Genomic DNA, 24474 nt, shown 5'->3' with positions numbered 1-24474 from the left:
GTTCTTGAATCTAATTTGCATTCAACTTTTAACGTATTCCAAAAAAAGCAATATTACGTCAGCTTTTCATTTTCAGACCCCGATTGGTGGTTGGTTGATGAAACGTATTGTTGTGTTTAATTTTTCTTGTATTAAATAATATCTTTTAAAATTCATGTTCCAATTTTTAGAATTACTTTCTAAAACGATAAAATCATAGATTGCCTAATCAACTTTCTATAGATATTGAAACATACTCTATATTTTAGAATTCCCCATTTCTAGCTAACTTAAATTTTCTTTTATGAAAATTAGGCCTCTAACAAATCACTCCACTCGGAATGCTGATTCAGATCACTATTCCCCAAAAGTTTTGAGACATTTTTTATTCAAGAAGAATAAATGGTGCTCTTTTGTATACTTCGGTGTACACAATACAACATGATTTTTTTTAATGAAATGTAGTTTAAAGTCTTAGGTTACTAGTTTTTTAAATTTCATTTTAAGTAGCTGATTATTAACGTTTTTTAAAATTGCCTAAGCATACGTGCTTATCGCAACAGGTATTTTATTGTCCATTTTCTAATCTTCCAAATTATGAAAAAAACTTTTACTTTTTGTGATCTCATCTATCAGAAGAGATTATTCGGACTATTGTTTTTATTGCTATTTTGCAATAATACATTTGCACAAAATTTTTGTAGACCTACATCACATACTTCCAGTTCAGGAGGTGTTTGTCTTGGCTCTACAGAAATCAATAATCCTACTTTCGCATATGATGCGAGTACAAGTACGTACGCGACACTTACGAATGCGTTAGGTGTACTTTGTTTTGCTGAGGAAACAGTTACTTTTGGTCAAATGGCAAAAGCCGGTGACCAAATTGTTCTGTATTACGGTTCAAGCGCTTCTTTATTAGATGTAGGTTTATTATCTAATTCAAGTATTCAGCCACGTAACAGTGTTGCAGGAACGACCGGACCTACAGTAGCACTAAACAGTCCGTTATTGAATATTCAATTACTGGCAGGAGATACAATGGCAGTGGTAAAATACACCCTGACTGCTGATGCGAACCAGGTGCGGATTCAGGTGGGAGGGCTTGTTAGTTTACTCGCCAATTTGAGAATATATGATGTACGTTTGCAATTTGCACAACCAACTATTACTGGTGGTCAAACGCAGTCAGTATGTTTAGGTCAAACTGCATCGCTTACTGCAACTGCAGCTACAGGTACAACTGTTGCGTGGTATGATTCACCAACATCAACAACTGCGCTTTCAACTACTGGTACTTTTACAACTCCGGCGCTAAATACCACAACTACTTATTATGTCAGCACTTCAAGAAGTGTTGGTTGCGAAAGTGACGAGCGTTTGCCAGTAACTGTTAATGTTATCAATCCCGTGCAGCCTACAATTAGTAGTAGCGGAACAGCGATTTGTTCGAGTACACCAACTCAGGCAACTACACTATCTGTCGTAAATCCGGTTCCCGGAACAACTTATTCGTGGTTTAATGTTGCAACAGGGGGCACAGCTTTAACTACAGGTACAACATATACGCCTACTGTACCCACTGGTGTTTCTACTTTTTACGTAGATGCAGCAATTAGTACATGTAGATCAGCGCGTACTCAGGTTACAGTTACTTCATCTCCAGTTCCTGGACCGGCAACGATATTAACGCAAAGTGTATCGATATTATCTGGACAAAATGCAACATTAAGTGCTTCAACATCGGAAGCTGGTGTTGTTCTTGACTGGTATGACGTTCCAACAGGAGGAGTCAAATTATTAGGAGATTCTAATACCTTTACAACTCCAATTTTAACAGCAAGTAAAACCTATTATGTAGAATCTCGTAACAGTGTGGGAGGATGTGTTAGTACGACTAGGACTCCTGTGACGGTGACTGTTTTAGCAAATCCATTAGGAACTTGCCTAGAAGCTAACAGTCAAGTGACTACACAAGACGGACTTTGTTTACTTTGTTCTTCAACAACACCAAATAATTCAGTTGACGGAAATAGCGCTACATCTGCAAGACTTACTCTTCCAATTGGTTTATTAAACGGATCAATTCAGCAAACTTTACAATTTAATAATCCTGGAAAAGCGGGAGATATTGTAGATGTTGAATTAGCATTGCCAGGCGGAATTGCTGATGTTTCTTTATTAGGAGGCGTTAGCTTAGCAACATATAATGGATCAACCTATAATGGAGACAGGGTCTTTATTAATAATCCGTTGGTTAGTTTACAATTACTTAGTGGAAATAGATTTAGAGCCAGTATTGTTGCCGGAGCCAATTTTGACCGTGTCGAAATTCGATTTGGAGCCACAGTAACAGTATTAACAAGTTTAGATATTTATCAGGCGACTTACAGATATAAAGCTCCTGTCATTTCCGGTAATACAAATATTTGTGCCGGACCAACCACTTTGCTGGCAAATTTAGCAGTTGGAGAAACTATCAATTGGTATAGCGCCGCAACGGGAGGAACGTTATTAGCAAGTACTGCTGCTTATACAACTCCCTCACTGACTGCTAATACAACATATTATACCGAAATTACTCGTAATGGATGTGTGAACAGCGAAAGAAATCCTGTTGCAATTACGGTATCCAATCCGGTTGCTCCTGTTGGGATTGATGTTGTTCCTCTAAATTTATGTAGTGGAGAATCAACAACATTAACAATTCAAACGCCAGTTGCAGGCACAACTTATAATTGGTACGATGCAGCTACTGGTGGAACCTTATTATCTACTGGAACTTCTTATACAACGCCAAGTTTAACAGCTCCTACGACTTACTATGTTGAAGCAGTAATTGGAACTTGTTTAAGTCCGACTCGTACAGCGGTTCCGGTAACTGTTAATCCAAGACCTTCAGTACCTGTTCCTACAGCTTCAAATGTTATTATTCAGTCAGGTCAAACTGTTACTTTATCAGTTGCAACTACTGCAGGAATTGCTTATGATTGGTATGATGCACCAACAGGAGGAAATCTTCTGCAAGCCAATGCAAGTACTTATACAACAAGTCCTTTAACAGCAAACACAACATTTTATGTACAGGCTAGAGCGACATCTTCAGATTGTACAAGCGCTACAAGAGCTGCTATTAATGTTATAGTAATTAATACTGTGAGTAGTTGTTTGAAGCCAATTACACAGCAAACAGCTTTTGATGCAGTACCGCCATTTGCATTATGCGTAGGATGTACAGTAACTAATCCTTTAAATTCTATTGATGGAGATATAAATACCGCTACAACTCTTTTTACTCCTGTAGCTGCTATTGGAGCATATGTACAACAACAATTATTGTTTCCTACATTGGGACAAAGTGGTGATATTATAGAAGTTGACCTAGAGTTGCCAAACGGACTTGCAGACGTTTCTGCACTAGGAGGCGGAATTAGTTTAGCAACTTATAATGGTGGCACTTTTAATAATGACAGACAATTTCTTACTAGTAATTTATTGAATTTGCAATTATTGTCAGGAAATAAATTTAAAGCTACTTTTAATGCCACAGCTGTATTTGATAGAATTGAAATTCGTATAGGAGGTGCAGGTGCAACATTACTTACTGCTTTAAATATTTATGAAGCATCATACAGATTTCCAAATGCTACAATTACTGGGGCAACAGCGCCAATTTGTGCTGGAGGGACTGCTAATCTAACTACTTCAACTCCAACAGGCGGTGAAGTTTATACTTGGTATGATTCGCCAACTGGGGGAGCATTAGTTCCTAGTGTTAATCCGACCGGTCCATTGAATGTTACAACAACTTATTATTTACAAGCTACTCGTGGAGGTTGTATTAACAGTGTTCGTCAGCCAGTAACAATTACTGTCTTGCCAATTCCAACGGCTGCAGACATTACAATTACGAGCCCTTTAACAGCATCTTGTGCGGGAGAAGTTGTATTGGCTCCTACATCTGCTTTAGCAGGAGCAACATTTAGATATTATTTTGATTCTGATAAAGTACAGCCGATCACAAACGGAACTGTTTCAGGCGTGACTTATTCAATAGATGCTACAACTGGAGCATTAACTGTTAGTGGACTTACTGCTGCTGCGACTTATTATATTTCAGTGCTAAATGGAGGTACTTGTGAAAATACTGCAGGAACTTTAAAAGCAGTTGTTGTAAATTATCCAGCCGCTTCGGTATTAACTGTAAATCCTAATTTGTCTGCCTGTGCAAAAGCAAGCTTACAAGATGCGATTACAAATTTTGATACTTCAGGAAATACAACTTATACTTTCTTTGATTCAGCTAATAATCAAATTACGGATGTGGCTGCTTCAAATATTTTGGCTAACGGTAACTATTTTATTCAGGCTCAAACTACTGGTGTAGCTTGTCCATCGTCTAGACTTCCAGTAGCAGTAACTGTAAATCCTTTGCCAACATTAACAGGAGTTACAAGCTCAATTGCAGTTGCAAAAGGCGATTCGGTTACATTAAGTGCAACTTCAAACGGAACTATTACCTGGTATAATCCACAAGGAAATGTAATGGCATCAAACAGTACAGGACCACTTAATACTGTGGGAGTTTTTACTTACACAGTCGTTGCCAGTAACGGAAACTGTACTACGACTCAAACCGTAACCATTAGTGTTATTGATCCTGCTGCTTGTGATTCTTTATTAGAAAGAGTTTATGCTAACTCTCAATTATCGGGAACAGTAGTTACCGGAACGGTTACTAATGGACCTTTAGGAGCGGATGGCAATCCAAGTACATATTCAACCATAACTACAGGTTTAGGACTTTTGGGTATTGGAACAACGTGGCAAAATTTACAATGGCCAACAACAATTCCTAAAGGAACTGCTGTAACGGTGAAACTTGGTTTAGAAAATAGTTTAATTTCTGTAGGTCAAAGTCTTTCTGTAATTGGAACTAAACGTGACGGGGCTAATAATCCGATTGATATTGGAACTTTACAAACCGTATCGGGTTCATTATTGAACTTATTGCCAGGACAAAATTCATTCGAATATACATTTGTTCCTTCTAATGTTTCGGGTCTTGAGGATTATGACGGAATCAGAGTACAATTAGGATCTGTTTTAAGTGTTGCACAAAATGTGAATGTGTACGATGCTTATTATAAAAGACAAGTTACACAAATTGCTTGTGGACAGGGAGATATTGAAGACGTTTTCTCTGGGGTAAAAGATTTAGGAGTTGGAGCATTGACAACTACTGTTGGAGTTTCTAATCCTTTCAATGTTGCTGATGGAGATGTTGCTACTTATGCTACCATGTTTAATGGAGTAGGTGTACTTGCTAATGCAGAACTAACAGCTACTTTTAGAACACCATCTATGGTTGGAGATAGTTTACGTATTACAGTTTCTAAACCAGGTACAATTTTAAATGTTGGTTTACTTACCGGATTTACTATTCAGCTGTATTCTGGAAATATCCCAGTAGGCACACCTATACAAAGTAATAGTAATTTGTTGACATTAAAACTGCTTTCTGGAGATACTATGGCAGTGACAATTGTTACGCCTCAAACACAGCCATATGATAAAGTTGTTATTACTTTGGGAGGAGCTGCAAATGTTTTAGATCAGCTTAGAGTTCATACGATTGATCGTGTAACCAATACAAAAGTTACTGATGGAGATCCAAAAAATGCAGTTACAGTCTGCCCCGGGGCCGAGATCAAACTTGACGTTCCGGTTAGAGATTGTGCAGATTATGCATGGTACGATTCTCCATCAGGAGGAAACCAAGTTGCAACAGGTCAAACATACACGCTTCCTGCAACATTAGCAGCAGGTACTTATAAATATTACATTCAGCCAATTCGTTATGGTTGTCCAGCTTTGGAAAGAGGTGAAGTTACTGTTACAGTAAGAGCAACCACTCCGGCATCAGCTATCGCAAACGTAACTATAAATGGTGGAAACGGTACAATAATTTGTTCTGAAAACGGTCAGGTAACTTTAAATGCAGTATTGAATGCTACACCAACTCTTACTAACCCGGTATATGCCTGGTATAGTTTTGATGGTACAACAAGTCAGTTAATTCCTGGCGAAACAGCTTCGACATTAAATGTAAACGGATTAGTTCCTGGAACTTACACTTATTATGTTGGAGTTAGTTCAACTGAATATTGCGAAACTGCACCTGCAGATAGAAAACAAGTAACCTTTACTATTTTACCAAGTTCTCTTGAATCTGATATTACAGTAGATAATGCCTCTATTTGTCATGATACAGCTGCAACATTGGCACCAACAAGCATACTGGCAAATCCGGTTTTCTTTTGGTACTTAGATGCTAATAAAACTCAGCCTATTACAACAGGTACAGTGGGTGCTGTAACGTATACAGTAAATAATACTACAGGAGTTTTAACCGTTGCGGGTTTAACAACAGCAATGAGTCCTGTTACTTATTATGTAGCAGTAACAAGCGACTTTACTTGTCAGAATAAAAACGGAGAATTAAAAGCCGTGACTGTAATAGTTAATGATCCGGCAACGCCAACATCAATACTTAACAATCAGGTTTTCTGTCTTTTAAATAATCCGACAGTGGCTAATTTACAGGCAAATGAAGCCAACGTAGTTTGGTATACTGCAGCAACAGGCGGAACAGCTCTAGATCCTACTACTGCATTAGTAAATGGAACTTATTATGGAGCAATAAAAGACGCAACGGGTTGTGAAAGTTCTGTAAGATCAGTTGTAACAGTTACAATTACAGATCCTGCAACGCCAACAACAAATGATACTACACAGGATTTCTGTTTAGTAAATAATCCGACAGTTGCTAATCTTCAAACAAATGAAACCAATGTTGTTTGGTATACTCTATCTGCAGGTGGAACTGCATTAGACCCAACAACTGCATTAGCAAACGGAATTTATTATGCAGCAATAAAAGATATAACAGGTTGTGAAAGTTCCGTAAGATTAGCTGTAACAGTAACTATTACAGACCCTTTAACGCCAACAACAATTGATAATACACAAGAATTCTGTCTGGTAAATAATCCGACAGTGGCTAATCTTCAAACGAATGAAACCAATGTAGTTTGGTATACTTTATCTGCAGGTGGAACTGCGTTAAATCCAACAACATCATTGACAAACGGCCAGTATTTTGCAGCATTAAAAGATGCTTTAACGGGTTGTGAGAGTTCAGTTCGTTTATTAGTTACAGTAACGATTACTGATCCAGGTACGCCAACATTAGTAAATGCTGGAACTCAAAACTTCTGTTTAGTGAATGCACCAACATTTGCGAGTGTTCAATTTAACCAAGCAAATATCGTTTGGTATGATGCTTTAACAGGAGGAAACAGCATTGCATCAACTACAGCCTTGACAAGCGGTGTTTATTTTGCTGCAATAAAAGATCCAGCAACAACTTGTGAAAGTGCTGCAAGATTACAAGTAACAATTAGTGTAACAGATCCAGGTACGCCAACATTGGTAAATGCTGGAACTCAAAACTTCTGTTTAGTGAATGCACCAACATTTGCAAGTGTTCAATTTAACCAGGCAAATATCGTTTGGTATGATGCCTTAACAGGAGGAAACAGCATAGCTTCAACTACAGCCTTGACCAGCGGTGTTTATTTTGCTGCTATAAAAGATCCTAGCACAAATTGTGAAAGCGCGGCAAGATTACAAGTTACGATTAGTGTAACAGATCCAGGTACGCCAACATTGGTAAATGCTGGAACTCAAAACTTCTGTTTAGTGAATGCACCAACATTTGCAAGCGTTCAATTTAACCAAGCAAATATCGTTTGGTATGATGCCTTAACAGGAGGAAACAGCATAGCTTCGACTACAGCCTTGACAAGCGGTGTTTATTTTGCTGCAATAAAAGATCCTATCACAACTTGTGAAAGCGCTTCAAGATTACAGGTTACTGTAAATGTAAATGATCCAGGCACACCAACATTGGTAAATGCAGGAACTCAAAACTTCTGTTTAGTGAATGCACCAACATTTGCAAGTGTTCAATTTAACCAAGCAAATATCGTTTGGTATGATGCTTTAATTGGAGGAAACAGCATAGCTTCGACTACACCGTTGACAAGCGGTGTTTATTTTGCTGCAATAAAAGATCCAGCAACAACTTGTGAAAGCGCTGCAAGATTACAGGTTAATGTAAATGTAAATGATCCAGGCACACCAACATTGGTAACTGTTGGAGCTCAAAACTTCTGTTTAGTGAATGCACCAACATTTGCAAGTATTCGAGTTAACGAAGCAAATGTGGTTTGGTATAGTGCAGCCATAGGAGGAACTGCATTCGCGTCAACAACAGCTTTAACTGCTGGTACCTATTATGGAGCTATAAAAGATCCAATAACAGGATGCGAAAGCACAACAAGATTACAAGTTGCAGTTACAATAACAGATCCTGCTAAGCCAACAACTACAAATACAGCTCAAGTTTTCTGTTCAGGGACTTTACCAACGGTTGCCAGTATTCAAGTAAATGAAGCAAATGTAGTTTGGTATAGTGCTTCTACAGGCGGAACCGCAATTCCATCAACAACAGCTTTAGCAACAGGGATTTATTATGGAGCTATAAAAGATCCAGCTACTGGTTGTGAAAGTAGTGTAAGATTGCAGATAAATGTTACAGTAGGAAATACAATAAACCCTACTACAAACAATAGTGCACAATCGTTTTGTACAACTGCTTCTCCAACGATAGCAAGTATTCAGGTAAACCAAAGCAACGTAACTTGGTTTAGCAGTGCCACAGGCGGAACTGCAATTCCATCTACTACAGCTTTGACTTCTGGTATTTATTATGGAAATATTGTAGATGCAACAACAGGCTGTGAAAGCTCAACTCGTTTACAGGTAACAGTTACTGTTACAAGTCCGGCACCAACACCAACAACTAATAATGCAACTCAAAACTTCTGTTCGATAAATTCGCCAACAGTAGCCAATATTCAGGTAAATGAAGCTAACGTAATTTGGTACACTACTGCAACAGGAGGAACAGCAATTCCAGCAACTACACCTTTAGCTACAGGAACTTATTATGGAGTTGTTTCAAGTGCAATTAGTTGTGAAAATCTTGTTAGATTAGCAGTTGCAGTAAATGTAAATACGCCAAGTGTTATAACAACACCTAGAACAAATCAAACATTCTGTTTATCTGCAGCACCAACAATTGCAAACATTTTGGTAAACGAAGCAAATGTTGTTTGGTATGCTTCTGCTACAGGCGGTACACCGTTAGCAGCAAATACACCGCTAATTGCTACAACGTATTATGCTGGAGCCCTTAGTAATACAACGAATGGTTGTGATAGCGCTACTAGATTAGCAATAACTGTAAGTTTTGAAAACGATGCTTTGGTTCCTATAACTTCTAATGACGATACGCCATGTGTTTTCCAAGGTGTTACTTATTCAATAGCAAATGGAAAATCAAATTATGTATGGTCAATTACCAACGGAACAATTGTTTCTGGCGGAGGAACCGCAGATGGAAATGTAACAGTTTCATGGTCAGATATCGGGCCTGGTAAAGTTACCGTTACTTATATTAATACATGTAACGAAACGACAACAAAAACATTAAATGTTACCGTGGCAACCTGTTCAGATTTAACCATCACAAACACAGTTAGTAATCCAACGCCTAATTTTGGTGAAGAAATAACATTTACGATAACGGTTAATAATGTGGGACAAGGTAATATTATAAATACTATTGTAAGTGATTTATTGCCTAGCGGATATGATTTAGTAAGCACAAGTACAACTTCTGGGACTTATGATCCATTAACCGGACTTTGGACAATTCCAACACTAAATGCTGGACAAAGCGTAGTACTTACAATTGTTGCTGAAGTCTTGCCAGGTGGTGATTATCTAAATGTTGCAACTATTGAAATTTCAACTCCTTTAGATATAGATGCGGCCAACAATACGGCTTCAGCTTCTGTTGAACCAATTTGTCTGACAGTTTACAATGAATTCACTCCAAACAATGATGGAGCTAATGATCTTTTCAGAATTGATTGTATCGAATCATATCCAAACAACGAGCTGAAAGTATACAATAGATATGGCGCATTAGTATACAGCAAAAAAGGTTATGAAAATGATTGGAACGGAACTGCCAATGTATCTGGAGTTATAAATAGAGGAGATATGTTGCCAACAGGTACTTATTTTTATGTGATAGACATTGGAAACGGAACGGTTAAAAAAGGATGGTTATCTATAATGAGATAAGCAGACTGAATTAATCATCTAATTAATTAAACTAAATAAGTATCGTTATGAAACTATATATAAAATCATTAGAAACGTATTTTATCTTAATATGTTCTTTTATCACAGTTTGTGCCAGTGCACAGCAAGATCCGGAGTACACGCAATATATGTACAACACTATGGCGGTAAATCCAGCTTATGCTGGATCTACCGGCACTTTAGAAGCAGCACTTTTGTACCGCTCTCAATGGGTTGGAATTTCTGGAGCACCAGAAACACAATCTTTTTCTATTCACGCACCGCTTCGAAATGAGAAAGTTGGTTTAGGACTAAGTATTGTTAATGACAAAATTGGCCCATCAAACGAACTTTATCTTGACGGAAACTTCTCTTATTCAATCCCTTTAGGATATGAAAAAAGATTAGCATTCGGTCTAAAAGCAGGTATGCGAATGTTAAATGTAGATTGGTCAAAAGGGAGATATTACGATCCAAATGATGTTTTGTTAAATCAAAATATCGACAACCAAATGAAATTGGCAGTTGGAGCCGGGATATATTATTATACTGATAAATGGTATTTAGGTCTTTCAATTCCGAGTTTTATTCAAAGTAATTATTACGATGATGTTCAGGAATCTATAGACTATGACCGTTTGCATTATTATTTAATGGGAGGTTATGTTTTTGATTTGAATCCGAATTTAAAATTCAAACCTGCATTTTTAGTAAAAGCAGTAACTGGAGCTCCAATTACTGCAGATGTCTCTGCGAATTTCATGATTGCTGAAAAATTTGTAATAGGGGGTTCTTATAGAACAGATGATTCTATAAGCATCTTGGCAGGTTTTCAAATATCTAAAAGTTTTTATATCGGATACGCTTTCGATTACACCGTTAGCGATCTGAATAAATACAACGATGGATCGCACGAAGTAATCTTGCGTTATCAGTTTAACAAAGGCGAAAGTAAAATTAAATCTCCTCGATTCTTCTAAATTTAAAACCTATGAGAAAATTATATATCCTAAGTTTAGTATTGAGTTTTACGTTTAGTTTTGCTCAGACTAATTTAAAAAAAGCAGATGCCTTGTTCAAAAATTATGCTTACGTAGATGCCTCAAAGGCTTACGAAGAAATTTTACAGAACATCAAAAGTCCATCAGCACAAACGCTAAAGAATGCTGCCGATTCGTATTATTTTATTTCAGATGCCAGAAATGCGCTAAAATGGTATAAAAAATTATACGAAGTCCAAGGCAATAATCTTACTGATATTTACTATTTGCGTTATATTCAGTCGCTGAAAGCCGTTATGGATTATGATGAAGCAGATAAAATGACGAAAGAATATTTAAATAAAAAAGGCGATCAAAAAGAAGTAAACAGATATGTTGCTCAAAAAACACAAATGGATAGTTTGGCTAAAGCAAAATCGCTGTATACGATCAAAAATCTTGATATCAATACAAGTAAATCTGATTTTGGAGCTACTTTTTTTCAAGACAAAATTGTTTTTACGTCTGCACGAGACACTACAAAATTTAGTGAAAAACTGTATACTTGGAACAATCAGCCTTTTCTAAATTTATATGTTGCTGAAAGAAATCCAGCAGATGGAAGTTTGTTTAATGAATCATTATTTTTGCCAAACGTAATGACAAAATATCATGAAGCAACGGCCACTTTTGATGCAAACGGAAAAATAATTTATTATTCGACCAACATCGTCAAAAAAAATAAACTGGTGATTGACGAATCAAAAACGAATAATTTTCAGATTGTAAAAGGCGATATTGTAAACAATAAATTAGAAAATCCACAAAAAGTTTTCTTTGACAGTGATGATTATTCTGTTGGGCATCCATCTTTAAGTCCTGATGGAGAATGGCTTTTCTTTGCATCAGATATGCCAGGTGGTTATGGTGAAACCGATTTGTATTATGTAAGAATTGCTGCAGACGGAACAATGAGTTCGCCAGTAAATCTTGGACCAAAAATCAATACAATAGGAAATGACCTTTTCCCTTTCTTCCGCAACGGAAAACTTTATTTTTCTTCTGATGGACATTATGGCTGGGGAGATTTAGATGTTTATGAAAGTTCATTTTTATCTGACGGAACCTTCTCAACTCCTAAAAATCTTGGCGCTCCAATCAATAGCAATAAAGACGATTTTGCTTTTGTAATTGACAGTGCAGATACTTACGGTTATGTTTCTTCAAACCGAGCTGGTGGTAAGGGTGATGACGATATTTATTCTTTTATTAAAGGCAAACCGGTTTGTAATCAAAGCATTTCAGGTATGGCAATAGATAGAAAAACAAAATTGCCGCTTCCTGATGTTACGGTCATGGCATACAATTCATTTACTGAAATTTTAGGCGAGACAAAAACAAATTACGAAGGAAAATATGCCATCGTAGTGCCGTGTGGAAAAACAGCTAAAATGATTGCCGCAAAACCGAATTACAGCAGTGATGAAAAAACGGTTCAGACAACAAGTGAAAATGAAGGTGAAATTAGAGATGTTAATTTTGAACTTAGCAATTATGATGATTTAGTAGTTAAAAAGAAAGGTGTCGAAAAAGTAGATGTAAATCCAATTTATTTCGATTACGACAAATTTGATATTACGCCTTTAGCTATTGAAGAATTATCGAAAGTAGTTTTCATTATGCAGAAATTTCCAAACATCAGAATTAAAATTGAATCGCATACAGATTCTCGCGGGAAAGATGCTTATAACCTGAAACTTTCTGATAACAGAGCAAAATCAACACGAGATTATATTATCTCACAAGGAATTGATGCTTCAAGAATCGATAGTGCGATTGGTTATGGAGAAACGCGATTAATTAATAAATGTAAAAATGGTGTAAAATGTACTGAAGAAGAGCATTTGTTAAATAGACGTTCTGACTTTATTATTATCCAAAAATAGTTTTATATTTATTGTCTAATTATTTGATAATCAGTCTAAAAATATGAAACAAAGAAACCATTTGGAAGTTGGTTTTGTTTAATTCTTTTTAAGAATAATGGACAAGAAGAAAATCAGGCTGCAATCTTTTGCCGCCTGATTTTTGATTTTTAAAACTTTTGCTTTTTGATGTTTTTGAAAAAAAATAATCCTAATTTTGATGTTCAGTTATTCTAATTACAATCTGCATTATTTTTAATATTTTATGAGTATTCAAGAAACCATTCAAACTTTAAGAAATGAACTTAACCAGCACAATTACAATTATTATGTGCTCGATAATGCTACAATTTCTGATTATAATTTTGATATTAAGCTAAAAGAACTTCAAGATTTAGAAAATAAACATCCAGAATTTTTTGATGCGCATTCTCCAACACAACGAGTAGGAGGAACGGTTACGAAAAATTTTAAAACGATAGCGCATCAATACAGAATGTATTCTTTAGATAATTCTTATTCTAAAGAAGATTTATTAGATTGGGAAAACCGAATTCAAAGAGTACTTGGAAATGTAAATCTGGAATATACTTGTGAATTAAAATACGATGGTGCCTCAATAAGTATTACTTACGAAAACGGAAAACTCGTTCAGGCTTTGACGCGTGGCGATGGTTTTCAAGGTGATGAGGTTACCAATAACATTAAAACTGTAAGATCGATTCCACTTCAATTAAAAGGAAATTATCCTGAAAGATTTGATATCAGAGGAGAAATTATTCTGCCTTATAAAGGTTTTGAAAAAATGAATCAAGAATTGATTGAAATTGGAGAAACGCCTTATTCAAACCCAAGAAATACGGCTTCAGGAAGTTTAAAACTACAAGACAGTGCTGAGGTAGCTAAACGTCCTTTAGAATGTTTACTGTATTTTGTTGCAGGAAACAATTTGCCATTTTCTACACAGAGTGAAGGATTAGAAGCAGCTAGAAAATGGGGATTTAAGGTTCCGAATGAAGCGAAGTTGGTCCATAATATGCAAGAAGTTTTTGAATTTATTGATTATTGGGATGTTCATCGTCACCAATTACCATACGAAACAGATGGAGTTGTTATAAAAGTAAACAGTATTCAGCATCAGGAAGAACTGGGCTATACTGCAAAATCACCGCGCTGGGCAATGGCTTATAAATTTAAGTCAGAACAGGTTTCGACTAAATTAAATTCTATCACTTATCAAGTTGGCCGTACGGGATCTATTACGCCAGTTGCAAATTTAGCGCCAGTACAATTAGCTGGAACAATTGTAAAAAGAGCTTCTTTGCACAATGCAGATCAAATTAAAAAATTAGATATTAGAATAAATGATACTGTTTTTGTAGAAAAAGGGGGCGAAATTATTCCGAAGATTATTGCTGTAGATCTAGACAAACGACCTGAAAATTCAGAAGAAACACAATACATCACGCATTGTCCGGAATGCCAGACCGAATTGGTTAGAAACGCTGGCGAAGCAAATCATTATTGCCCTAATTTTTACGGATGTCCTCCGCAGATTATTGGTCGAATTCAGCATTATATCTCAAGAAAGGCCATGGATATTGAAGGTCTGGGAGGAGAAACTGTTGCATTGCTTTTTAAAAACGGCTTAGTTCATAATTACGCTGATCTTTATGAATTGAAAGTATCAGATATTTTGCACTTAGAAAGAATGGCGCAAAAATCAGCTGAAAATTTGGTAAATGGCGTTGAGAAATCAAAAGAAATTCCGTTTGAAAGTGTTTTGTTTGCACTCGGAATTCGTTTTGTTGGAGAAACAGTAGCTAAAAAACTAGCTAAGCATTACAAAAACATCGATGCACTAAGTCAGGCTTCCTTAATGGATTTAATTTTAGTAGATGAAATAGGCGAACGAATTGCAAGAAGTGTCATTGAATTTTTTGAAAACCAAGAAAATAAAATAATAATTGAACGCTTGAAAAGTTACGGAGTTCAATTTGAAATTATAGAAAAAATAAACCCGAATGCTACTGAAAAGTTCATCGGAAAAACATTTGTTGTTTCAGGTGTTTTTACTCAATTTTCAAGAGATGAATTAAAGAAAACTATTGAAGATAATGGTGGTAAAGTAGGAAGCTCAATTTCTGCAAAAACTGATTTTGTTGTCGCAGGAGATAATATGGGACCGGCAAAATTAGATAAGGCTACTAAATTAAATATTCCTATCTTGTCAGAGGAAGATTTTATAAATAAATTAAATGAAAGCGAATAAGCCATCGTTGATTTTATTCTTTTTAGCATTGCTTGTAACAATCGTTTTTGATTGTCTGCAATACGATATTTTAGCAATTTATGCTAAAGCTGTTGTCTTGCCTGCAATTTTTTTCTACTTCATTATTACAAGTGAATTTAGGATCGGAAAAACAGAGGGCTTAATTTTTTTCTTCTGCTTTGTAGGGCAAGTGTTTAATCTTATGGATGTTGAGGTTTCTGAGATAGGCGGAGCTGTTAGCTTTTTATTTGTTTATTTACTGATTTTGAAGCTTTTCATAATCGACCATGAAAGAATAAAATTAAGGAGAAAAGATATTCTGCCGGTTTCAATAGTAGTTATTTTTATTGCTTATTTGTTGGTTTCTGTATTAAGCCTTCAATTTGATAATATGAAAAAATTTAATGCACTTTATACTTTCTACGGAATAGTATTGAGTGTTTTAAGTTATTATTCTTTCGTTAGTTATATAACTAAAGGAACGCATTTGGCGCTTTTAATGTCTTTAATGGCAGTTTGTTATATTTTTTCAGACATATTTTACATCTTCAACGAATATTTTTCATATTCTGTTGTGCTGGTTTTAGTCCGCGATATAACTCAAGTTTTAGCGTACTATTTTATGGTCGAATATTTTCTTGAAAAAGTAAAAGTGCAGAAAAAGGTCTTATACAATAATTGACTTTCCTTGATTGGTGTGTGCTTTGTTTTTATCAAAGTAAAAATCAATTCTGCCTAAATTTATTCCATAACACCCCACTTGATTTACTAAAACATTTTCACCAGCCTTATTTTTTACAATGGTTGGCTTGTCTAAAAAAGTATGTGTGTGGCCTCCAATAATTAAGTCAATATCTTGAGTTAATTCGGCTAATTTTAAATCACATATTTTTGCTTCTTCCTCTTTGTATTTATATCCTAAATGCGAAAGACAGATTACTAAATCGCATTTTTCTTCCTTTTTTAATAATTGAGTCATATCCTGAGCAATTTCAACAGGATCGTTATAAACAGTTTCCTTGTACATTTGTTTGTCGACTAAACCGTTAAGTTCAATTCCTAATCCAAAAACACCCACTTTTATTCCGTTTTTATTAAAAATCTTATAAGGTTTAACTAGTCCGTTCATGACTGTATTTTTAAAGTCATAATTAGAATTGATAAATTCAAAAGTAGCGTGTGGCATTTGTGCATATAAGCCATCCAGACCATTATCAAAATCATGATTCCCTATTGTCGATGCATCATATTTCATCATGCTCATCAATTTAAACTCAAGTTCACCTCCATAATAATTAAAATAAGGAGTTCCCTGAAAAATATCTCCAGCATCTAATAAAAGCACGTTCGGATTTTCTTGACGAATGGTTTCAATAAGAGCAGCACGACGAGACACACCGCCTTTATTCGCGTTACGCGGATCATCAGCCGGAAAGGGATCTATGTGGCTGTGTACATCATTAGTATGCAGAATAGTTAAGTGTTTAATATCGTCAGTTTTAAAACTGCTCAATGACAAACCTAAACTCAATAAAGCAGTACTTGCAGCTGTTTTTTCGATAAATTCTCTTCTTTTCATGATATATGTTTTTTGCGTAACGCTTAAGTTTTATTCTAATTTTCTTTAATCTATTATTCTTCTGTAATTCGAATATCTTTTAAGACCGGAATGGTATCTACTTCTTTAAAATAGTCGATCAATACGTTTCGAAGCTTATAATTCAAATCGTATTTCTGACTGCTTTTTAAGAAAAAGTTCATGTTGTCTCCGCCATTTGCCAAATAGTCATTGGTCGCCACATAATAGATTTTGTTGTCGTCGATCGGTTTTCCTTGAATTAAAATATTTTTAGCAGTATGGTCTTTTGCAATTGTAAAAGTCATTCCGGCAAGTGGCTGTGCTTTTTGTACCTTAATAATATAAGAAGCTATTTCTCGAACTTGATCTGCTTTTAAAGCCATTACAACTAAGCTATTTTCAAAGGGCATAATTTCAAAAGCAGTTCTTGTAGTAACGTTTCCTTTTGGCAGGATCGCTCTAATGCCGCCGTGATTTAAAAGACAAAAATCAATATCTTTTTTTTCTCTAGCTTTAAATACAAGATTTCCTCGTTGCAGGCATGCATCTGCCATTAGATTTCCAATTGTAGTTTGCCATTTACCCGTACTTTTATCAAGAGTTTCAGGGCAGTAAGCTAGAACGCTGTCCAGGTCCTTATTGATATGATCGCGATATGGCGTTATGAATTTTTCAATTTCTGGAGTTTCTGCGCCCTTTTCAGTTATTGGAAGCTGTTTTCCTTCTATCTTCGTCAAATTATAATTCTTCTGACTACAGGAAAATATAAAAAAAAGTGTTAAGAATATAACAAAAAGTTTTAAAAATCCGTTATACTTTTTTAGTTTTACCATCTTAAATGCGACTTAAATAATTAATTTTGTAATCTAGTAAAAGTACTATGTTTTTAAATTATATAAAGGAATTTTTTGTAAAAAAATCATTAAAAAATAACCTGCATAATGTCAAAAACGAAGTCTTTACAAGCAACGTGCAAACAATTGGTTTATTGGTAGATGAAAGTAAATTTCGCCATTCAACGGAATTAATTAATGAATTAGTTCAACATGGAATTGCTCCGGAAAACATAAAAATTGTTGCGTACAGAGAAAAATTTGAGAAGAAAAAGGAGTATTCAAGACCTACTTTTGGTAAAAAACATATCGATTGGAAAGGTGATATAGCCGAAAATTTCTTAAATGAATTCACAGAAACAGAATTTGATCTTTTGATAAGTTACTATGAAATCGAAAAATCGATTTTAATGCTGGTAACAAGCAAATCAAAAGCTAAATTTAAGTTAGGATTTTCGTCGGTTGATCAAAGAATAAATCGCTGGATGATCAATACTGATATGGAAAATTATAATCTTTTCGTATCCGAATTGTTTAAGTATTTAAAAAGTATAAAATAAATTATAAATCAGAATATGCAATCATTAATAGGAACTGGTGTTGCGCTTGTTACGCCATTTAAAAAAGACTTTTCAGTTGATATCGAAGCTTTGCAGCGTATCGTTAATTTTTCGATTGACGGAGGAGTTGAATATCTTGTAGTTATGGGTACAACGGCAGAAAATGCTACCTTGACTCAAGCCGAAAAAGAGTTGGTTATAAAAACAGTAATTGACATAAATAAAGGAAGATTGCCTTTGGTTCTTGGAGTTGGGGGTAATAATACAATGCAAGTTGTCGAGGAATTAAAAACAAGAGACTTTTCAGCTTTTGAGGCTATACTTTCAGTTTCACCTTATTATAATAAACCAACACAAGAAGGAATTTATCAGCATTTTAAAGCTATTGCTGAGGCATCTCCAATTCCGGTAATTTTATATAATGTTCCAGGAAGAACTGCTAGTAATATGTTGCCATCAACAGTAATTCGTCTGGCGAATGATTTCAGTAACGTTGTTGCTATAAAAGAAGCAGCTGGAGATATGGCTCAAGCCTTACAATTGATTAAAAATGCACCAAAAGATTTTCTCGTTATTTCAGGAGATGATATGATTGCTTTACCAATCGTTTTAGCGGGTGGAGCAGGAGTGATTTCTGTAATTGGGCAAGGTTTTCCAAAGGAATTTTCAGAAATGATTCGTTTAGGATTAAACAGAAAAGTAAATGAGGCTTTTAAAACACAATACTTTTTATCAGATTGTATTGATATGATTTTTGAGCAGGGAAATCCTGCAGGAATCAAACAAATCTTTCAAGCCCTTGGAATTGCTGACAACACAGTGCGCTTGCCACTGGTAACTGTTGATGATTCTTTAGCTTCGAGATTGAATGATTTTGTAAAAAGCAGTATTAAAGTAGAGTAAGATTAGCGGTATTTTATTATACCAAAAAAATATTTTGTAGTAGCTAAATTAATAACTAAATTTGCCACCGGAACTTCGGTGTGATTTTGCTTTGGCATAATTGTCTAAGAAATCATAATAAAAGTAAGAAAATGAAAAAAATAGTATCTCTATTAATTGTTGTTGTCCTTTTTTGTTCTTGTAGTGATTACCAAAAGGTATTGAAAAATGAAGATGTTGCAGCGAAATTTGAAATGGCAACAAAAATGTATGAGGCAGGAAAATATTCGAAAGCAATTCGTCTTTTCGAGCAATTAGCTCCTTCTTATAGAGGTAAACCTCAAGCTGAAAAGCTTTTTTATATGTTTTCACAATCTTATTATAAAACAAAACAGTATTATTTAGCAGGTTACCAATTCGAAAGTTTTGTTTCAGGTTATCCACGAAGTGAAAAAGTACAGGAAGCAGCTTTTCTAGGTGCTTACAGTTATTCAAAATTAGCTCCAGTTTACAGTTTAGATCAAGCTGATACTGTAAAAGCATTAGAGAAATTACAAGCATTTATAGACAGTTATCCAAATTCTGAATATGTTGCTCAAGCCAATGAAACTGTAAAAGTTTTGAATGGCAAATTAGAGAAAAAAGCATACGAAAACGCGAAAGGTTACAATACAATTTCAGATTATAAATCAGCATTAGTTGCTTTTGATAATTTTATAGCTGATTTTCCTGGAACGCCTTTTAAGGAAGATGCGTTGTTTTACAAATACGATTCGGCATATAAATTGGCAATAAACAGTATTCCATCAAAAATGGAAGAGCGTTTAAATGTTGCAAAAGTGGCTTATAATAACTTAATCAAGTTTAAAAGCGACACGAAATATAAAAAAGAAGCAGACGAAATGAATGCTAGAGTTGAAACTGATTTACAAAAATTTACTAAATAAAATAAAGTCATGGATTTAAAAAAGACGAATGCTCCTGTAAATACAATAACTTACAATAAAACAGTTATTGAAGAGCCAACAGGAAATGTGTATGAAGCAATTACCATTATGGCTAAAAGAGCAAATCAAATTAATTCTGAAATTAAAAAAGAATTAACTGAGAAACTAGAAGAGTTTGCTACTTACAATGACAGTCTTGAAGAAGTTTTTGAAAATAAAGAACAAATTGAAGTGTCTAAATTTTACGAAAAATTACCAAAGCCACACGCTTTAGCCGTTCAAGAATGGTTAGATGGTAAAACTTACCACAGAGGTTCAAACAAATAATATAGTACAATGTCAGTTTTAAACGGGAAGAAAATTTTACTGGGAGTTTCTGGTGGAATTGCAGCCTATAAAACAGCCTCATTAGTACGACTTTTTATAAAAGCAGGTGCACATGTCCAAGTGATAATGACACCTGCTTCTAAGGATTTTGTAACTCCACTTACGTTATCTACGTTATCAAAAAATCCCGTACATTCCAGTTTCTTTAATGAAGATGATCAAGATGCTGTTTGGAACAATCATGTCGATTTAGCACTTTGGGCTGATTTCATGTTAATTGCTCCAGCAACTGCAAATACGTTGTCTAAAATGACTACAGGAAACTGTGATAATCTTTTAATAGCTACTTATTTATCAGCTAAATGTCCTGTTTATTTTGCTCCGGCAATGGATTTAGACATGTACAAACACCCATCAACCTTAGCTAGTTTTTCAGCTTTAAAACAATTCGGAAATGTAATGATTCCGGCTGAAAGTGGTGAACTTGCCAGTGGTTTGTCTGGCGAAGGAAGAATGGCTGAGCCAGAAAACATTATTGCTTTTCTTGAAGCTGATTTAGAAAGCAAATTGCCTCTCAAAGGAAAGAAAATATTAGTTACTGCCGGACCAACATACGAAGCAATAGATCCTGTTCGATTTATAGGAAATCATTCTTCTGGTAAAATGGGTTTTGATATCGCAAATGAAGCTGCAAAATTAGGCGCTAAGGTAATTTTAGTTGCTGGACCAACGCATCTTAAAGTTAAAAACAATTTAATTGAGGTTGTAAATATAATTTCAGCACAAGAGATGTACGATGCCTGTCATTTGTATTATGATGAAGCTGATGTTATGATTGCCGCCGCCGCCGTTGCAGATTACAGACCAAAAGTTGTTGCTTTGCAAAAGATTAAAAAAACAACTGATGAATTCTCAATTGAACTTGAAAAAACAAAAGATATTTTAGCATCATTAGGAGCGATCAAAAAAAATCAATTTTTAATTGGATTTGCTTTAGAAACTCAAAATGAAATTGAAAATGCTAAGCTGAAAATTCAGAAAAAAAACTTAGATTTGATTGTTTTAAATTCCTTGCAGGATGAAGGTGCAGGTTTTAAAAAAGAAACCAATAAAATTACTTTTATTGATAAAAATTTTAAGATTGAACCAATGGAATTAAAATCAAAAGAATCAGTTGCTGTTGATATTTTAAATAAAGTGCTTTCTCATTTTAAGAAATTATAATAATTTTTAAAAATATCAGTTAAGCATCTAAAGCGATAATCACGCTAACACAAATAGTATCTTCGTATGAATAAAATAGTTGCTCTTTTAGTTTTTTTTATTTTTGGTTTTGCACAGGCACAACAGCTAAATTGTACCGTAACTATCAATACTGAAAGACTTCCAAATCCGAATCAGCAAGTTTTTAAAACTTTGCAGACTTCATTGTCTGAGTTTGTAAACAAAACAGATTGGACAGGATCAGTCTTAAAACAAAATGAGCGAATTAACTGCTCGATGTATATCACTTTATCATCTAACAGTTCAGATCAGTTTACAGGAACAATTCAAGTTCAGTCGTCGCGATTGATTTTTAATTCTACTTATTCTTCTCCAGTATTAAATTATAACGATAAAGATTTTAGTTTCAGGTATACAGAATATGAGCCTTTGTTGTTTAATCCAACTACTTTCGAATCGAATTTAGTTTCTGTAGTGTCTTTTTACAGTTATTTAATTTTAGGAATGGATGCGGACACGTTTCAAATGGGTGCTGGAAATCAATATCTTGAAACAGCTCAAAATATTGCAAATGTTGCACAGCAAGGTGGCTTTAAAGGCTGGAGCCAAGCCGACGGAATTCAGAATCGATACTTTTTGATAAATGATATGATTTCGCCAACATACAGCGATTTACGTCAAGTCTCATATTTGTATCATACAGGTTTAGATACAATGAGTACGGATCTAAAAGGAGCCAAAGAAAAAATTAAAACCGCAGTAATGATTACTGGGAAATTAAATTCGGTTAAGCCGAATGCTTTTTTAACCCGAGTATTTTTTGATGCAAAATCAGATGAGATTGTTTCTATTTTTTCAGGCGGTCCAAGTGTTACAGTCTCAGATTTAACAGATGTTTTAAATAAAGTTTCGCCCTTAAATACCACAAAATGGGCACAAATTAAATTTTAGTTGATTTTTAGTTTCACTTTCTTCATTAATTTTATATTCACATATTTATCTTATGATTACTTCACTGTCGATTAAAAACTATGCCCTGATTGAAAAACTCAAGATTGATTTTTCAAAAGGTTTTTCTATAATTACAGGTGAAACAGGTGCGGGTAAATCTATTATATTAGGAGCGTTAGGATTGGTTTTAGGAAAAAGAGCTGATCTTACTTCTTTAAAAAACAAAGAAGAAAAATGCGTTATCGAAGCACAGTTTGAGATTTCTAAATATAATTTAAAAGAATTTTTTGAAGCAAATGATCTTGACTACGAAGAGGAGACTATCATAAGGCGTGAAATTTTGCCTTCAGGAAAATCACGTGCTTTTATAAATGACAGCCCTGTAAATCTTCAGGAATTGCAAGATTTAAGTCTATTTCTAATCGATATTCATTCACAGCAGCAAACACAGGAATTGTCAGACGAAGGTGTTCAGTTTAAAATAATTGATGCTATTGCAAGTAATGCTGAAACAATTTTATCGTATCAGAAATTATTGAAAGTATATAAATCAGATAAATCGAAACTGAATGCTCTCTTAAAAAAACAAAGTGATTCTGGTAAAGAACAAGAATACAATACATTTCTTTTGAATGAATTGGTTGTTGCTAAATTAAAATCTGGAGAACAAGAAGAACTTGAATCTGATTTTGAGAAGTTAAATAACGTTGAAATTATTAAAGAATCAATAGATAAATCTTTAGTAATTGCAAATGAAGAGCAATTTGGTGTTTTTCATAATTTGAATGAAATAAAAGCTTCACTTCAAAAAATAGCAACATTTTCACCAGAATATCAAAATTTATTTGAAAGAATTACCAGTGTTGCAATTGAATTTGATGATGTTTCTAAAGAACTGCAGAATGCTTCAGAAAAGCTATTAAATGATCCTGCGCAACTAGAATTGATCAGCCAAAAACTGCAATTGATATATAATCTTCAGAAAAAACATCAGGTAACTTCTGTAGATGAATTAATTCAAATTCAAGCAGAACTTTCTAATAAAGTGCTGGAGTTAGATAATATCGAAGAAGAAATAGCTTCCTTATCAAAATTAATAGAGCAAAAAGTACTTGAATTAGATGCTCTTTCAGCAGTGATTCATCAAAATAGAGTAAACGCTATTCCTGTTTTATCGAATAAATTAATTTCGATTTTAGAAACATTAGGAATGCCAAACGTGCGTTTTAATATGGAACTTTTGCCATCTGAAACTTATTTTAATAATGGTAAAGATGAATTGCAATTTCTGTTTTCTGCCAATAAAGGAACTGACTTTGGTTTATTGAAAAAAGTAGCTTCAGGAGGAGAAATGTCTCGTATTATGCTCGCTGTTAAAGCAATTTTGGCACAATATTCAAAACTTCCTACTTTAATCTTTGATGAAATCGATACTGGTGTTTCGGGAGAAATTGCCATTAGAATGGGAGAAATTATGAAAGAAATGAGTAAGACCATGCAGATCTTTGCCATTACACATTTACCTCAAATTGCGGCAAAAGGCGATTCGCACTTTAAAGTTTTCAAATCGACAGTTGATGATGATACACAATCAGAATTAAAGCTTCTGTCTCAGGACGAAAGAGTTATCGAAATTGCTCAAATGTTATCTGGAGCAGTCGTTTCTGATTCGGCTTTAAATCATGCTAAAGCCTTGTTGAACTAAAGAAATACTTTATATTTGTCATCTTAAAA

The 24474-nt window shown here is 34.6% G+C and carries 14 protein-coding genes; 12 read left to right on the top strand and 2 right to left on the bottom strand.

The window, feature by feature from the left end; all coding sequences use genetic code 11:
* The first annotated feature begins 576 nt into the window (after positions 1–576).
* The 5 genes from IRZ83_RS02625 (at position 577) to IRZ83_RS02605 (ending at position 16119) form a co-directional block, all read left to right on the top strand.
* Positions 577–10260 (top strand): gliding motility-associated C-terminal domain-containing protein, encoded by a 9684-nt coding sequence (locus IRZ83_RS02625; protein ID WP_194566653.1) that lies wholly within the window; start codon positions 577–579, stop codon positions 10258–10260.
* Between the two features lie 47 nt (positions 10261–10307).
* Positions 10308–11240 (top strand): type IX secretion system membrane protein PorP/SprF, encoded by a 933-nt coding sequence (locus IRZ83_RS02620; protein ID WP_029269577.1) that lies wholly within the window; start codon positions 10308–10310, stop codon positions 11238–11240.
* Positions 11241–11251: 11 nt separating this feature from the next.
* A complete protein-coding gene (locus tag IRZ83_RS02615) occupies positions 11252–13186 on the top strand; it encodes an OmpA family protein (RefSeq protein WP_029269579.1) in 1935 nt (644 codons plus the stop codon).
* A 244-nt stretch (positions 13187–13430) separates the two neighbouring features.
* Positions 13431–15437, top strand: a complete 2007-nt coding sequence (ligA, locus tag IRZ83_RS02610; protein WP_194566651.1) for an NAD-dependent DNA ligase LigA — start codon at positions 13431–13433, stop codon at positions 15435–15437.
* Positions 15424–16119 carry a lysoplasmalogenase family protein gene (locus IRZ83_RS02605; RefSeq protein ID WP_194566649.1) on the top strand — a complete coding sequence of 232 codons (696 nt, stop codon included), beginning with the start codon at positions 15424–15426 and terminating at the stop codon, positions 16117–16119. Before ligA ends, IRZ83_RS02605 begins: the two co-directional genes overlap by 14 nt.
* Here IRZ83_RS02605 and IRZ83_RS02600 read toward each other — a convergent pair.
* Both IRZ83_RS02600 and IRZ83_RS02595 read right to left on the bottom strand, forming a co-directional pair.
* Complete coding sequence (locus tag IRZ83_RS02600; RefSeq protein WP_194566647.1) at positions 16105–17016, bottom strand: bifunctional metallophosphatase/5'-nucleotidase; 912 nt, start codon at positions 17014–17016, stop codon at positions 16105–16107. The two genes, IRZ83_RS02605 and IRZ83_RS02600, sit on opposite strands and share 15 nt — an antisense overlap.
* 53 nt (positions 17017–17069) lie before the next feature.
* Positions 17070–17849 carry a 5'-nucleotidase C-terminal domain-containing protein gene (locus tag IRZ83_RS02595; RefSeq protein ID WP_194566645.1) on the bottom strand — a complete coding sequence of 260 codons (780 nt, stop codon included), beginning with the start codon at positions 17847–17849 and terminating at the stop codon, positions 17070–17072.
* Positions 17850–17896: 47 nt separating this feature from the next.
* Here IRZ83_RS02595 and IRZ83_RS02590 point away from each other — a divergent pair, with 47 nt between their 5' ends.
* The 7 genes from IRZ83_RS02590 to recN all read left to right on the top strand — a co-directional run bounded on the left by IRZ83_RS02590 (position 17897) and on the right by recN (position 24445).
* Positions 17897–18409, top strand: coding sequence for a DUF6913 domain-containing protein (locus IRZ83_RS02590; protein WP_194566643.1), 513 nt, complete (start codon positions 17897–17899; stop codon positions 18407–18409).
* Positions 18410–18424: 15 nt separating this feature from the next.
* Entirely contained in the window at positions 18425–19312 is an 888-nt protein-coding gene (dapA, locus tag IRZ83_RS02585; RefSeq protein ID WP_194566641.1) for a 4-hydroxy-tetrahydrodipicolinate synthase, read from the top strand.
* Positions 19313–19443: 131 nt separating this feature from the next.
* Positions 19444–20238, top strand: a complete 795-nt coding sequence (locus IRZ83_RS02580; RefSeq protein WP_194566639.1) for an outer membrane protein assembly factor BamD — start codon at positions 19444–19446, stop codon at positions 20236–20238.
* 9 nt (positions 20239–20247) lie between these two features.
* On the top strand, positions 20248–20565 hold the full coding sequence (locus IRZ83_RS02575) for a DNA-directed RNA polymerase subunit omega (RefSeq protein WP_007807938.1): 318 nt from the start codon (positions 20248–20250) through the stop codon (positions 20563–20565).
* 9 nt (positions 20566–20574) lie between these two features.
* Positions 20575–21789, top strand: a complete 1215-nt coding sequence (gene coaBC / locus IRZ83_RS02570) for a bifunctional phosphopantothenoylcysteine decarboxylase/phosphopantothenate--cysteine ligase CoaBC (RefSeq protein WP_194566637.1) — start codon at positions 20575–20577, stop codon at positions 21787–21789.
* Between the two features lie 66 nt (positions 21790–21855).
* On the top strand, positions 21856–22740 hold the full coding sequence (locus IRZ83_RS02565; RefSeq protein WP_194566635.1) for a DUF4835 family protein: 885 nt from the start codon (positions 21856–21858) through the stop codon (positions 22738–22740).
* Between the two features lie 52 nt (positions 22741–22792).
* On the top strand, positions 22793–24445 hold the full coding sequence (gene recN / locus IRZ83_RS02560; protein ID WP_194566633.1) for a DNA repair protein RecN: 1653 nt from the start codon (positions 22793–22795) through the stop codon (positions 24443–24445).
* The last annotated feature ends 29 nt before the right edge of the window (positions 24446–24474 follow it).

It is taken from the genome of Flavobacterium sp. JLP (assembly GCF_015350755.1).
Taxonomy (GTDB): Bacteria; Bacteroidota; Bacteroidia; order Flavobacteriales; family Flavobacteriaceae; genus Flavobacterium.
The sequence above is the reverse complement of the archived record's forward strand: the minus strand, read 5'-3'. Positions and strand labels throughout refer to the sequence as shown.